At 51.5% G+C, this 14,797-nt stretch carries 10 protein-coding genes; 5 read left to right on the top strand and 5 right to left on the bottom strand.

Annotated features, from left to right (window positions below):
* Nucleotides 1–87: 87 nt before the first annotated feature.
* Nucleotides 88–1,338, top strand: a complete 1,251-nt coding sequence (locus tag BZJ21_RS04660) for a multifunctional CCA addition/repair protein (RefSeq protein ID WP_077669240.1) — start codon at nucleotides 88–90, stop codon at nucleotides 1,336–1,338.
* Here the strand turns inward: BZJ21_RS04660 and BZJ21_RS04655 are convergent.
* The 4 genes from BZJ21_RS04655 to BZJ21_RS04640 form a co-directional block, all read right to left on the bottom strand.
* Nucleotides 1,335–4,400, bottom strand: coding sequence for an error-prone DNA polymerase (locus BZJ21_RS04655; protein ID WP_077669239.1), 3,066 nt, complete (start codon nucleotides 4,398–4,400; stop codon nucleotides 1,335–1,337). The genes BZJ21_RS04660 and BZJ21_RS04655 overlap by 4 nt on opposite strands.
* A gap of 11 nt (nucleotides 4,401–4,411) precedes the next feature.
* Nucleotides 4,412–5,815, bottom strand: a complete 1,404-nt coding sequence (locus BZJ21_RS04650; RefSeq protein ID WP_077669238.1) for a Y-family DNA polymerase — start codon at nucleotides 5,813–5,815, stop codon at nucleotides 4,412–4,414.
* Nucleotides 5,815–6,507 (bottom strand): translesion DNA synthesis-associated protein ImuA, encoded by a 693-nt coding sequence (imuA, locus tag BZJ21_RS04645; RefSeq protein WP_077669237.1) that lies wholly within the window; start codon nucleotides 6,505–6,507, stop codon nucleotides 5,815–5,817. Before imuA ends, BZJ21_RS04650 begins: the two co-directional genes overlap by 1 nt.
* 173 nt (nucleotides 6,508–6,680) lie before the next feature.
* A complete protein-coding gene (locus tag BZJ21_RS04640) occupies nucleotides 6,681–8,129 on the bottom strand; it encodes a transporter substrate-binding domain-containing diguanylate cyclase (protein WP_158075501.1) in 1,449 nt (482 codons plus the stop codon).
* Between the two features lie 575 nt (nucleotides 8,130–8,704).
* On the opposite strand from BZJ21_RS04640, the gene pykF reads away from it, so the two are divergent.
* A complete protein-coding gene (gene pykF / locus BZJ21_RS04630; protein WP_077669255.1) occupies nucleotides 8,705–10,117 on the top strand; it encodes a pyruvate kinase PykF in 1,413 nt (470 codons plus the stop codon).
* 79 nt (nucleotides 10,118–10,196) lie between these two features.
* Here pykF and BZJ21_RS16275 read toward each other — a convergent pair whose 3' ends face one another.
* Nucleotides 10,197–10,352: a hypothetical protein gene (locus tag BZJ21_RS16275; RefSeq protein ID WP_158075500.1), complete on the bottom strand. Its 156-nt coding sequence runs from the start codon at nucleotides 10,350–10,352 to the stop codon at nucleotides 10,197–10,199.
* 148 nt (nucleotides 10,353–10,500) lie between these two features.
* Here BZJ21_RS16275 and treR point away from each other — a divergent pair, with 148 nt between their 5' ends.
* The 3 genes from treR (at nucleotide 10,501) to treC (ending at nucleotide 14,752) form a co-directional block, all read left to right on the top strand.
* On the top strand, nucleotides 10,501–11,457 hold the full coding sequence (gene treR / locus BZJ21_RS04625) for a trehalose operon repressor TreR (protein ID WP_077669235.1): 957 nt from the start codon (nucleotides 10,501–10,503) through the stop codon (nucleotides 11,455–11,457).
* Between the two features lie 151 nt (nucleotides 11,458–11,608).
* Complete coding sequence (treB, locus tag BZJ21_RS04620) at nucleotides 11,609–13,027, top strand: PTS trehalose transporter subunit IIBC (RefSeq protein ID WP_077669234.1); 1,419 nt, start codon at nucleotides 11,609–11,611, stop codon at nucleotides 13,025–13,027.
* Nucleotides 13,028–13,087: 60 nt separating this feature from the next.
* Nucleotides 13,088–14,752, top strand: coding sequence for an alpha,alpha-phosphotrehalase (treC, locus tag BZJ21_RS04615; RefSeq protein ID WP_077669233.1), 1,665 nt, complete (start codon nucleotides 13,088–13,090; stop codon nucleotides 14,750–14,752).
* Nucleotides 14,753–14,797: the final 45 nt, after the last annotated feature.

Raw genomic sequence — 14,797 nt, 5'->3', positions numbered from 1 at the left:
GTGCTGCTACGCTATATGTATACTTCTATGAAGGTATGACTCAGCATCTTTGCTGTTTCTTCACTTTCTGCAACCAAGGAGCTTTGTGTGAAACACTATCTTGTCGGCGGCGCGGTACGCGATGCGTTGTTAAGTTTACCGGTCACGGACAAAGATTGGGTCGTGGTGGGCGCGACAGTGAAGCAAATGCAAGCCTCAGGCTATCAACAAGTTGGCCAAGACTTCCCAGTCTTTTTGCATCCAGAAACGCATGAAGAGTACGCATTAGCACGCACAGAGCGTAAATCGGGCCAAGGCTACACCGGTTTTGTGTGTGACTTTTCGCCAGATATCTCGTTAGAGGCCGATCTTCAGCGGCGTGATCTCACTATAAACGCCATTGCCCAAGATGAAGATGGCACCTTGATTGACCCTTATGGCGGTCAGCAAGATTTACACAACCGGATGTTACGTCATGTCTCGCCCGCCTTTAGCGAAGATCCATTGCGCGTGCTACGTGTGGCACGATTTGCCGCCCGCTTTGCGCCTCTCGGCTTCACCATTGCCGACGATACATTGGCGCTGATAAAAGCGATGGTCGCCAAGGGCGAACTTGCCCACCTCACTCCAGAGCGAGTTTGGCGGGAGTGGGAGAAAGCGCTTGGCAGTGATCGTCCCGATGTGTTTCTTGCTGTGCTGCGCGATTGTGGTGCACTTGCGGTAGTGATTCCTGAAATCGACGCCCTGTACGGCGTGCCGAATCCTGCCAACTGGCACCCTGAGATCGATACCGGCATCCACACGGAAATGGTCAGCCGTTATGCCGCCTCGTTGACCGATGACAAATGCATTCGCTTTGCTGCACAAGTCCATGATCTCGGTAAAGCCCTCACCCCTTCCTCCATCTTGCCCGGCCATCGCGGCCATGGCGATCGTGGGCTGCCGGTGATAAAAGATCTGTGCGAGCGGCTTAAAATCCCCAATCAATGCAGAGATTTAGCCTTGGTAGTCAGTGCACATCACTCTAAGATCCATAAATGCGATCAACTCAGCCCCGAGCATTGGGTGGCATTATTTAATCAAATTGATGCGTGGCGAAAACCTGAACGGGTTGAGCAATTGGCCTTGGCATGTTTAGCCGATGTGCGTGGCCGCAAGGGACGTGAAAATTATCATTACCCGCAAGCCGATGCCTTACGTGAGCGCTTTGCCTGTGCCGAGAACGTCGATGTAAAGCCGATTGTCGACGCTGGCTTTAAAGGGGCAGCGATTCGTGATGAGCTTCATCGCCAACGTATTCAGGCGATTGCGGCATGCGCTGCGCCAAGCGATCAGCAAATCGCGGGCACACCCTATTAACGAAACTCACGCGACGTGACCGACAAGGTGGTGAGCTTAGGGGTAAGGTCAATCAACTTACCGGCAATTACATGCACCACCTCGCCCTGCCGCTCGACAATGCCATGCACTTTTAACACCTTGGCTTGCATAAAAGCGCGGGATTGCGCCCGTGCCGTCCCCGCCCAAACCACCACATTGATATTGCCCGTATCGTCTTCCAAGGTGACAAAAGTTACACCACTGGCGGTACCTGGTGATTGCTTGCCCGTCACCACCCCCGCTACCGCCACCCAACTTTGCGATTCACACTGTGATAACTCAACACCACGAATAAAACGGCCCAGCGTGCCGGCTTGCGCCATCAAACGAATAGGATGATCGGTGAGCGACAGCCCCAAGGCCGCATAATCTTCAATCACGTTCTGCCATTGGGAAGGCGAATGAGGCAAGACAACCTCATCGTCACTGGTGGCCAGTAGCGGCAGTTGCCGCTGCTGATCCATCAGAGCCCAGCGCGCCTGATAGCGGTTACCAGCCAGCGCTGCCAGTGCGCCACTGCTGGCTAGGGCTTGATAAGCATCGCGGTCAAGGTTAATTTTTTGCAGTGACGACAAAGACGCAAACCCTGCCTCTGGACGATGGGCCAGCAACCGGTCTATTGCCGCCACGCTTAATCCTTTGACTAACCGCAACCCCAGTCGCACGCCCCACTGATCGCCGACCTTTTCTAAGCAATGATCCGCTCCCGAGTGCTGCACACAAACCGGCAACACAGGCACCTGATGCCGCGTGGCGTCTTGCATCAATTGTGACGGTGAGTAAAACCCCATCGGCTGGCTATTAAGCAAGCCGGTGTAAAACGCGGCGGGATAATAATGCTTTAACCACGCTGAGACATAGGCCAAAACCGCAAACGACGCCGAGTGGCTCTCTGGAAAGCCATAATCACCAAACCCACAGATTTGCCGGTAAAGCTGCTCGGCAAAGTCGACGCGATAGCCACGCGCGGTCATCCCAGTAATCAATTTGTCGCGAAACGGCGCCAGTCCACCCTTTTTCTTCCATGCGGCCATCGCACGACGCAGCTGATCCGCTTCGCCACCAGAAAAACCGGCTGCCACCATCGCCAGTTTGATCACCTGCTCTTGAAAAATGGGCACTCCAAGCGTACGCGCCAGCACTTGCTCAACCGCTTTGGACGGGTAGCTCACCACTTCTTCCCCATCACGGCGCTTTAAATACGGATGCACCATGTCACCTTGAATCGGGCCGGGGCGGACAATGGCAATTTGGATCACCAAATCATAATAACAAGCCGGTTTGAGCCGCGGTAGCATACTCATTTGTGCCCGTGACTCAATTTGAAATACCCCTACGGTATCGGCGTGCTGAATGCGCGCAAACACCGCCGGATCATCGCCTTGTTGAGTGATCGCCGCCAAACTCAAGCGAGGGCCACCGGTTTGGGCAATCAAATCAAAGGTACGTCGAATCGCGGTGAGCATACCCAGCGCCAGTACGTCGACTTTCATCAGATGCAGTGTTTCCAGATCGTCTTTATCCCACTGGATCACCGTCCGCTCTGCCATCGCCGCATTTTCCACCGGCACCAACTCATACAAAGGCCCATCTGCAATCACAAAGCCACCGACATGCTGAGAAAGGTGGCGCGGAAAGCCGATCAATGTCTGGGTAAGCGACAGCCATTGTTGGCTTTTCGCGCTTTTAGGATCCAGGCCCAACTGTTGAAGTTGCTGCGTCCAAGGCTGAGTTTTATCGCGCCGATTGAGGTTTTGAATAAAAAAATCAATCTGGCTAGCGGGGATCGCCAACGCTTTGCCCACATCACGCAGTGCACTTTTAAGCCGATAACGGATCACGGTTGCCGCTAAGGCAGTCCGCTCACGGCCATATTTTTGATACAAATACTGGATCACTTCTTCACGGCGCTGGTGCTCAAAGTCCACATCAATATCCGGCGGCTCGTCGCGCTCTTTACTAATAAAGCGCTCAAACAGCACATCGACTTTGCACGGATCCACCGCGGTGATCCCTAAGCAATAACACACCACCGAGTTCGCCGCCGAGCCGCGCCCTTGGTATAAGATCCCACGCGATTGAGCAAAGCGCACCAGATCGTAAATGGTCAAAAAGTAATACGGATAATCCAGCGCCTCGATAAGCGCGAGCTCTTTTTCAATGATGGCTCCCACGTCACGGGGAACACCTTGTGGGAAGCGCTGCTGTGCGCCTTGCTTGACCGCCTCACGCAGATACGCCATCGCAGACTCGCCAGTCGGCACCACTTCCTTGGGATAGCTGTATTTAAGGCTCGCCAAGGAAAACTGACACTGGGCGGCAATCTTGGCACTTTCCGCCAGCCACTCAGGAGGAAATAAAGCGTGTAATTTAGGCAACGGGCGTAAGGCGCGCTCTGCATTGGGCAATAGTGTCCGCCCCAACGCCGCCACCGGCTGACGATGTCGAATCGCCGTTAAGGTATGATGTAACGCCAGCCGCTCAGGGTGATGCATCAGCACATCACCACACGCTGTCACACGAAGCGCATACTGGCTTGCCAGCATGCGACAGTGCGCCAGATACGGATGGTCGTTATCCGCTAGATCGCGCCGCACGGCCAGATACAAGCGCTCAGCATGATAACGCAGCAGCCACGTCGCCCAGTGATGATCGCTCTCCGCGCCACTGGGTAGCCATAGCACTATGCCATGACGCACCGACATCAGATCCCACTCGCTCAGCTGGTAGTCACCTTTGTGACTGCGTCGCCGCGCATTGGTGATAATCCGACACAGCTCTTGGTAAGCCGCTTGGGTGGGACACAGTAAAACAACATCTAACGCCTGCAGGCGAAAGCGACTGCCAATGATCAGCGAAAGCTGCGGATAATCACGCTGAGCTTGATACGCACGCACCACACCTGCGACCGAGCATTCATCGGTGATCGCGAGCGCTTGATAGCCCAATGTTGCCGCTTGCGCCACCAGCTCTTCCGGATGTGAGGCGCCCTCAAGAAAGGAGAAATTGCTGCAACATACCAGCTCGGCATACGTACTCATCGCTTCACCGTCTAACTAAACCAGCCGTGTAAAAACCAAGTTTGCTCTGGCGTGCGAAATACCCATAGCCATTGTTGCTGAGCGTTTTGAGCAATAAAGTAATCGCGCTGGATAGGCGCATCTTCCCACCAGCCCGTGACAATCCGCTCCGGCCCTTCACGTAAAGTGACCTTACCCACCAGTGGCGTAGGCTGCGGCAATAATAAACTTGGACGCGGGCGCGTCGGCACCGACGTTGGCTGAGTAACGCGTTGATGATGCGGTAGGTGCTGACTCGCGGCCTCGGGACGGTGATGATCCACATACGCTAACCGCATGACCGCCTCCTCCCCTAATCGGGCCGCCAGAGTCGCGACCAACTCATCGCGGCTTTGATCACCTTGTTGCGGGCTAAACAGATCCACTTGGCCGGGTTGGTGGCAATCGATGTGCGTGGCAGCCACACTCACCGCCGTTACTGGCTGGCTTACTTGCCATGACGCCAGGCGTAAACGCACCAACGCCATCCAGCGATCGGGGTCTTTCTCACCATACGCGGCCATTACCGGCAGGGTTTCTTCACATCCATCACGCAAGCTAAACCCCAACGTCAGCGCGGGGGTGCAAGCACTACGTTGCTCAAGAAAGTGGCACAGTGCTGATACCAAGTTATCGATGATCGGCAATAAATGGGCTTGCTCACTAAGCTCAAACAACAAGACCTGCTGCTGAAAAAATTGCAGCGGTGGCTGAAAATAATTCAGTGGCGTCGGCTTATCGCCACTCACTTCGGCAAGATAATCCACCACTGTGCGGGGAAAACGTCGCATCAGCGAAGCGGTAGGCAAGGCGATAAGCTCACCTAACTGAGAGAAGCCTAGACGCGTAAACTGGGTTTTCACCGTCTCCGGTAAAGGCGCTGCGGCCAACGGCAATTGCTGCAACGCTGCCTGCAAATGCTCGGGGTCGGTACTGATCTTGCCCGCGTGGCCATACGCCATAAGCTCGGCGGCACGCGGCGTTTGGCCCACACCAGCCTGATAACGGATGCCATTTTCAACCAACGTTTGAGTCACTGCCTGCCATAGCGGGGGAAACCCTTGATATAGCGCTAACATCGGTGACACGTGTAGCCATAAACCTTTAGGCGGATTAAGGCTGATTTCCGCGACCAACGGATAAAGCTGTGTGGCGATCTGCTCAAGGGCCGACTGCTCTTTCTTCGCGCAATAAGGGTAGACCGCAAGCTGATGACAGTTAACTGCCGCCGCCCCTAATCCCATACCGGTATTCAGACCGTGTGTGTTAGCCGCCACAGAGAGCTGCACTAAACGGCCTTCTTGCTCGTTGACCAGCCCCACTGCCTGCTCAGGTGACGGCACATAGAGGCTATCTAACAACAAGCTCGGGCAATGCAGGTACAGCCACAGAGTCATCACGCTTGCTCCCGCTGTTGCCGTGGGGGAAAGGCGAGCAAATTATCTGCGCTGCTCGGCCAAGTCACCAAAGCGGACCATTGCTCGCGCCAATCGAGGGTAAACGGGGCCGGTGGCCATTGGCCGCGACAATAGCGCACCGTGACTGTCACGCCACACGCAGAAGGGGCCAGCGCCACACTTAAATCAACCGGCAAGCTCAACGAGTACGTCTGCTGACGGCGCAACAACACCACCGCACATTGACCATGTTCGGCCGCCAGTTTTAAGCGTTTGACTTGCCCAATCGTGAGCGAAGATGGCCATAACACTACCGCCTGACACGCACCACTGCGCGCCGCTTGCTCGGCTGCCCACAGCGCATGTTGATCGCTATCGGGATACACTAGCAAGGTGTTTTCTGTTGGATAACCTTGCTGATGTAACATTGCCGCATTAATACCGACCGGAGGACAGATCCAGGCGATCTCTTTACCGGTGGCGCGATACAGCGCAGGCAATACTAACCGCAGCTCACCAACGCCAAAATCACTGATGATATCCGTAACCCCTGGCGTAGGGATCCCACCCAGACGCTGATCAAACGCGGCATAACCGGTCGCTTGCTTATCGGGTAACTCAGCCATTAGCGGACGCTGACTAGCACGCCATAAGCCGTGTTGTTGGGCTAATTGTTCGAGCGTTTTCATCATTAAAATACCTGTATATTTATACAGTATATTTAACTTTCGTCGCGCTGCAAGAGAAAGAAAAAGAAAAAACCAGTGCACGCTCTATAACCGGTTGATAAAAAAACGCCCCCTAAAAAGGAGCCGACTTTCTTGGTGGGATGTTGTGTCTGATAAGGTATAACGCGCTAAGGGGATTACATCGCTGAAATAGGCGTCTTCACCGATTGAGACGAGGCGAGCATTACTTGGTTACGTCCTCGGTGCTTAGCGCGATACATCAACACATCTGCCGCATGAATCAAAGCATCAAGCTCTAACGCGTCCATATCATCGGTAACATCACTGGCAATGATTGCACCGATACTGACCGTTACCCGTATCTCAGCACCGTCAAACTCAAATACACTATCCGCCACATCGCAGCGAATATGATTCGCTATTTCAATCAAGGCATCTAAATTTGGCGTTGGACAGAGTACACAGAACTCTTCGCCTCCCAGACGTGCTGCAGCGCCTTTTTTGACTAATCGCTTTAAGTAGCTGGCAAGGTGCACCAACACTTTATCACCTTGCATATGCCCGTAGGTATCGTTGACTTGTTTGAAATGGTCAAGATCAATCAGGATCAATCCCATTTCTTGCTGACGGCTAAGTTTGGGCTTTTGACGTGAAAAGTAAGCGTCTAAACCACGACGGTTTAACAGCTGCGTTAAAGGATCCGTATTAGCAAACTCTCGCAGACGTGAATTGGCTTGGCGCAGCGCAACAGTCCGCTTATACACCATACGCTTTAGAATAAAAATATAGGTCACCGCGCCTAATAGCACCGTAAGAGCGACACTCGGGATAAGCCAAGTGGGATAGGCTTCGACGCGTTCGGTATTAATCCATTTTTGTTTAATACGCAGTAACTCTTGTGAGGGGATGTTATCAATGCCCGCACGTATCTCGTTCAGTAGTGCTTGATTACCTTTAGGTACCGCCGCATAAATCGGACGCGTATACAGCACTTGATCGGCAACAAACGCCAGCGGCTTACCTTGCGTCAAAAAATAAAAGTTTGCGGTTTGGCTATCGGCAACGAGTGCACTGATTTCGCCATCGAGCGCGGCACTAAATAACGTTTCATTACGCCGAAAGCGTCTTTGCTTCACATTAGGATAATGTTCAGCTAAAAACCAAGATTCGTAGCTGCCAGCCACCACGCCAACCACTTTGTCTGCGGCTAACGGATCTTTACTAACTTGTCCCGCCTGATTTTGCACATATAAAGACCCATTCGTATTGAAGATAGGCGCCACATAATCCAAATAGGCTTCACGTTCGGGAGACTTGAGTAACCCCGCGTGAACGCGATTGCCTCCCTCTTTCATATACGAAAGGGAGTCAGCCCAGTCGAGTAGCATAAACTGAATCGATTCGTGATTGTATTTAGCGTAAGCCTGCCAAAAATCAATCAATAAGCCTTTGGGTTGACCATTACCCGGTATGTAGCTGTAGGGTTTCCATTCAGACGAATGCGCAACGACTAGTATGTCTTTTTCTTCTGACAGATACGCGTCGTCAGCCCATGCAAACGTACTTGCATACGTGCAGGCTATAAGCAGCATCCCTGTCAAAAACCGTAAAATACGCGCAAACATTGTTAGGCAGCCCATGAAAAGAGTCTTGATGGTAGATAAATTCTTACAGAACGCAAAAGACTTAATAAAAAAGCATGATCCAGTTCAAATTGGAAGCCAGATCACACCATATAATGTCAAGTTAGACATTAACGGTATAGAAACTAATCAAAAAGGAATACGTCGTATGGTAAAGGAGCGCGCGTCAACAGAAAGCGTAATCAATACAAAAATATCTTACCCCCTCATTAACCTGTCATGCTGTTGTAATGATTTAAATCGGTAGTTGTGGTAAATTTACGCGCCCAAATGGAGAAAGGGGCTTGGATATTCAGATCGCGTGCTTTAAGTCTTCTAATCGATAGCGGCTTTATTGCCCGTGATCAACATAGATCACCGCAGACCATCTATACTCACAGGCGATAAACAGTGATGTTACCCCAGCTATCCTAGTTGCGGTAACGCCATTGAAAAATGCAGAGGTTTCGCTTTCACAGCTACTTGAGCAAAAAGTGCGTGGTAAAATTACACTTTTTCAGTGTGTTGTGAAAAAGCACCAAGCTTATGTTTCAATTTTTGACCGGAGAAATGTGTCGATGAAAAAGACCAAAATCGTATGTACGATTGGCCCAAAAACCGAATCTGAAGAGATGCTGACTCAGCTTGTTGAAGCTGGTATGAACGTCATGCGCCTTAACTTCTCACACGGTGACTACCAAGAGCACGGTGCTCGTATTGCTAACCTACGTAACGTGATGAAGCAAACGGGTAAACAAGCCGCTATCTTGCTGGATACTAAAGGTCCAGAGATCCGTACGGTAAAACTAGAAAATGGCGACGATGTCATGCTAGAAGCCGGTCAAACCTTCACTTTCACCACAGATACCTCTGTCGTGGGCAATAAAGATCGCGTTGCGGTCACTTACGAAGGTTTACCTCAGGATTTAAAACCGGGTAATACTGTCTTAGTCGATGATGGTCTGCTTGAGATGGAAGTACTAGAAACGACTGAAAAAGAAGTGGTTTGTAAAGTACTGAACAATGGCGAGCTAGGTGAAAACAAAGGCGTTAACCTGCCAGGCGTTTCCGTTAGCCTTCCGGCATTGGCAGAAAAAGACAAGTCTGATCTTAAATTCGGCTGTGAGCAAGGTGTTGATTTTGTTGCCGCCTCATTTATCCGTAAAAAAGAAGACGTGGAAGAAATCCGCGAGCTACTAGCCCAAAACGGTGGCAGCGACATCAAAATCATCTCTAAAATCGAAAACCAAGAAGGTGTCGACAACTTTGACGCTATCTTAGAAGCTTCAGACGGCATCATGGTTGCTCGTGGTGATCTGGGTGTAGAGATCCCGGTTGAAGAAGTGATCTTCGCGCAGAAGATGATGATCGAAAAATGTAACCGTGCTCGCAAGCTGGTTATTACCGCAACACAAATGCTGGATTCGATGATCAAAAACCCGCGTCCAACCCGTGCTGAAGCCGGTGACGTGGCGAATGCTATCATGGATGGTACCGATGCCGTCATGCTGTCAGGGGAATCTGCAAAAGGTAAGTATCCATTAGAAGCGGTAAGCATCATGGCGCAAATCTGTGAGCGTACAGACCGTCAAATGTCACCTGCGTTGGGTTCTCGTCTCGATAGCAGCCGTCTGCGCATCACCGAAGCGGTCTGTAAAGGCGCTGTCGATACCTCTCAAAAACTGGGCGCACCTTTGATTGTCGTTGCGACCGAAGCGGGCAAATCAGCACGCTCAGTACGTAAGTACTTCCCAACGGCAAATATCATCGCGGTAACCACCAATCCGAAAACAGCCGCACACTTGTGTCTGACTAAAGGGGTAACGCCCGTGATGATCGAAAGCATCGACAGCACGGATGAGTTCTACCGTCGCGGTAAGACCATCTCTCTCGAATCAGGCTTGGCCAACAAAGGCGATATCGTCGTGATGGTGTCCGGTGCTTTAGTTCCTTCAGGCACAACCAATACTACATCAGTGCACGTGCTGTAATTGATCGCACTTATATATATAGTAAAAGCGATAACAAAACTTACGCCTCGACTATGTCGGGGCGTTTTTTTATCTGCGCTTACCAGTGGACAATTTCTTTGAAGTGCGTTTTGATCAATACCGCTAACGGCACCAAATAAATCGCGCTAAGCTTTAATGCCAATACCGCGAGCGTCAAGGTGGTCACACGCACTAAGCACTTATTGATCGTTTGTAGTAAAGGATGGCTCATCATTATTTTAGTCTAAAAAGGTCGTTGTTCAAAAATCAGGCTGTAGTTTACAAATTAATCAATAAATCGCAAGCGTCAATCACGGCTGTTATCATGACAGGTAAAGGCGCTGTGTCTAAGCCACTGATTTACCGCTATCACAGAGAAAAAGATGACAAAACCATTAACCATTTTGGATATTGCCCGCTTAGCCGGGGTCGGGAAATCGACCGTATCCCGTGTGTTAAATAATGACGCACGCGTTAAAGACAGCACACGCGCTAAAGTGCAAGCGGTGATCGACCAACACGACTTTCTCCCTTCTAAATCTGCGCGGGCGATGCGAGCACAACGCAGTGGTGTTGTGGGTGTGATTGTAGCTAAGCTAAGCTCCAACTCCGAAAATACCGCGCTGACTGGCTTGCTCAATACTTTGTATGCCAGAGGCTATGACGCCGCGATTATGGAAACGCAATTTTCGCAACAAAAAGCACAAGCCCATTTGGACGTGCTAAAACGTCGTAATGTGGATGGTATTATCTTTTTTGGCTTTTCGGGGTGTGATCTCTCTGCTCTGGCGCCTTTTGCTCCCCATTGTGTGGTACTCGCGATCGATAGTAACGACTATGCCAGTGTGAGTTATGACAACCAAGGCGCTGTCACACAAGTCATGGCGCATTTCTATGCCCAAGGACTGCGCTACATTCACTTTCTCGGTATTGATGAACACGATGAAACCACGGGGCGTGCTAGGGCCCATGCCTACCATTCTTTCTGTGATCGCCACCAACTACCTGCCCGTCTGCATCGCTGCGAAATGAGCCTACATGCTGCCTATAAGGCAACCGACTCACTGATTGATAGCCAAACCCAGGCGGTTGTATGTGCGTCTGATACCCTGGCGCTTGGCGTCGCTAAGCGATTACAAACCCTTGGCCGAGAGGACATTGCTATTGGCGGCATCGGCAATCATGACATGCTACGCTTTATGTTCCCACGCGCAGTCAGTGTGGAGCTGGGTTACCATCAAGCGGGTCAGCATGCAGCCGAGCTATTGCTCAAGCAGCTTGATGAAACGCCTACTGAGATCACGCATTGGACACAACCGTGTCATCTCGTGGTGCCCTAACCTTTTCTCTACACGATGAATCAAGCAGTTAAAAAATTCTGTGTGATGGTTTTCAAATAATGGGAACGATTCCACTGATAAATTCGATCGTACGATCCATAATCAGTGGGAACGTTACCAATGAATACCCTACAGCAATACAGGATTGCTTATGAGCCAGATAGATAAAAAAGCCGTTGACCAATTGGTTACTCATATTGGCGGCAAAGACAACATTGCAACCGTAAGCCACTGCCTCACCCGTTTACGTTTCGTGTTAAACGATCCGGAGAAAGCCGATGTCGCAGCGATTGAAGCGATCCCCATGGTGAAAGGCTGCTTTACCAGTGCCGGTCAATTTCAAGTGGTGATCGGCACCAGCGTCGACCAAGCTTTCGCGCTGTTACAACAAGCCACCGGCGTCGAGGGCCAATCAAAAGATGAAGCCAAACAAGCGGCTCGCCAAAATATGACCCTAACTGAACGTGCGATTTCACACCTCGCGGAAATTTTTGTTCCCCTTCTTCCCGCGATCATCACCGGCGGTCTGATCCTCGGCTTCCGTAATGTGATCGGTGATATCCGCATGTTCGATGGCAAAACCCTGACCGAGATCAGCGAGTTTTGGGCTACCGCTCACGGCTTTTTATGGCTGCTTGGCGAAGCCATCTTCCACTTCCTGCCTGTCGGTGTCTGTTGGGCGACGGTGAGAAAAATGGGCGGTACGCCAATCTTGGGTATCGTGCTCGGTATTACCCTAGTATCGCCTCAGTTGATGAACGCTTACCTTATCGGTAAAGAAATCCCCGAAGTGTGGGACTTTGGCTGGTTCTCGATTGAAAAAGTCGGTTATCAGGCACAGGTGATCCCGGCGATGTTTGCGGGGATGGCGTTGGCGTTTATTGAAACCCAGTTAAAACGCATTATTCCGGATTACTTGTATTTGGTGGTGGTGCCGTTTGTCGCGCTACTGACCTCCGTGATCTTGGCACACACCCTGATTGGCCCATTTGGCCGCGAAATCGGTAATGGTGTCGCCTTCTTAGCCCGTTCGGCGATGACCGGCGATTACGCTTACATAGGTGCGGCTCTGTTCGGCTTCCTTTATGCACCTTTAGTGATCACGGGTGTTCACCACACCACTAACGCGGTGGACTTGCAACTGATGCAAGAAATGAACGGTACCCCTATTTGGCCACTGATTGCCCTGTCCAACATTGCACAAGCCTCGGCGGTGGTCGGGATCATTTGGATGAGCAAAAAAGAAAACGAACGTGAAATCTCTGTGCCTGCCGCGATTTCTGCCTACCTTGGCGTCACAGAGCCGGCCATGTACGGGATTAACTTACGTTACAAATTTCCGATGCTGTGCGCCATGGTTGGCTCGGCCCTAGCGGCGATTGTGTGTGGTCTTTCCGGCGTGATGGCCAACGGCATTGGTGTGGGTGGCCTGCCAGGTATTTTATCCATTCAGCCACAGTTCTGGGGGGTTTATGCGGTCGCGATGCTGATAGCCATTATCGTGCCCATTGCACTCACCGCCTTTATGTATCGCCGCCAAGCCAGCAAAGGCAAACTGGCCGTCATCTAATTCCCCTTCAGTCTGCGGGGAGGGAACGCTCCCTGCTTTATTCGCGTTGAGAGAGACATTATGCACGCACATCCCTGGTGGAAAACGGCCACCATTTATCAGATTTATCCAAAAAGCTTCCGTGACACCACACAAACAGGGACAGGTGATCTGCCGGGCATTATCGAAAAACTGGACTACTTTTCGGCTTTGGGCATCGACGCCTTGTGGCTCACCCCCATTTATGTATCGCCACAAGTCGATAATGGCTACGACATTGCCGATTATTACGCGATTGACCCAAGCCTAGGCACCATGGACGACTTCGACATCCTGCTCGCCGAGGCGCACAAACGCGATATCCGTATCATCATGGATATTGTCATTAATCACACCTCAACCGAGCATCCTTGGTTTCAATCAGCGCTTGCCAGCAAAGACAATCCCTATCGCGATTACTACATCTGGAAAGACCCGGTTAACGGCTGCACGCCGAACAACTGGCAGTCAAAATTTGGCGGCAGCGCCTGGCAATGGCATGAACCGACCGGTCTGTATTACCTCCACTTATTTGCCACCGAACAGGCCGACCTTAACTGGGAAAACCCAGCGGTGCGGGCAGCAGTCAAAGACGTAATGGCTTTTTGGGCCGACAAAGGCGTGGATGGTTTTCGACTCGATGTGATCAATTTGATCTCCAAAGATCAGTCGTTCCCTGATGATCATCAAGGCGATGGTCGCCGTTTTTATACCGATGGCCCGCGCGTTCACGAATACTTACAAGAGATCAGTCGCGACATTTTCCAACGTTACGGCAGCGTCACTGTGGGCGAGATGTCTTCGACCACCTTGGAGCATTGTCAGCAATACTCCGCGCCGGATGGCAAAGAGCTCTCCATGGTGTTTAACTTCCACCACTTAAAAGTCGATTATCCGGGCGGCGAGAAGTGGCGACTGGCACCGTTTGACTTCTTAGCCCTAAAACAGCTTTTCCGTACTTGGCAGCACGGCCTACATAATCAAGGTTGGGGCGCACTGTTTTGGTGTAACCACGACCAACCGCGTGTAGTCAGCCGCTTTGGTGATGATCGCCATCATCGCGTTGCCTCCGCCAAGATGCTCGCCACCGCGATTCATATGCAGCAAGGCACGCCTTATGTGTATCAAGGGGAAGAAATTGGTATGACCAACCCGGGCTATCAGCGTATTGATGATTATCAAGACGTCGAAAGCCGAAACATGTACCGCCTGCTTTGCGAACAAGGCATGCCTGAAGGGGAAGTGTTGGCCATTCTGGCGGCACGCTCACGCGACAACTCGCGCACCCCCATGCAGTGGGACCGTTCAGCAAACGCCGGGTTTACCAAAGGCACACCCTGGCTCAAGCCTGCGCCTAACTATGTTGACGTCAATGTCGACACCGCACTGGCGGATAAAAACTCGGTGTTCTATCACTACAAGCAGCTAATTTCACTACGGAAAACCTTACCTGTGATCCGTGAAGGGGATTATCAAGACTTGCTGCCTGACCACCCACAGCTGCTCGCGTATCGTCGCGACAATGGCGACAGCCAACTGGTGGTAGTGTGTAACTTTTATGGCGAGCCGGTCACAGCGACCTTGCCTGTCGCCCCTGCCCCGAACGCAGACTTGGTGAGCCATAATTACCCAGAAGCCAAGCCCTTGATGCCAGAAATGCAACTGGCACCCTATGAAGCCTTGGTGTTTTTGATTAATCCCGCCTGACCGACAAAAAATGGCACGCCAAGGCGTGCCATTTTACTTACAACG

It is taken from the genome of Salinivibrio costicola subsp. alcaliphilus (assembly GCF_001996185.1).
Taxonomy (GTDB): domain Bacteria; phylum Pseudomonadota; class Gammaproteobacteria; order Enterobacterales; family Vibrionaceae; genus Salinivibrio; species Salinivibrio costicola.
This window is presented reverse-complemented; position numbering and strand designations above follow the sequence as displayed.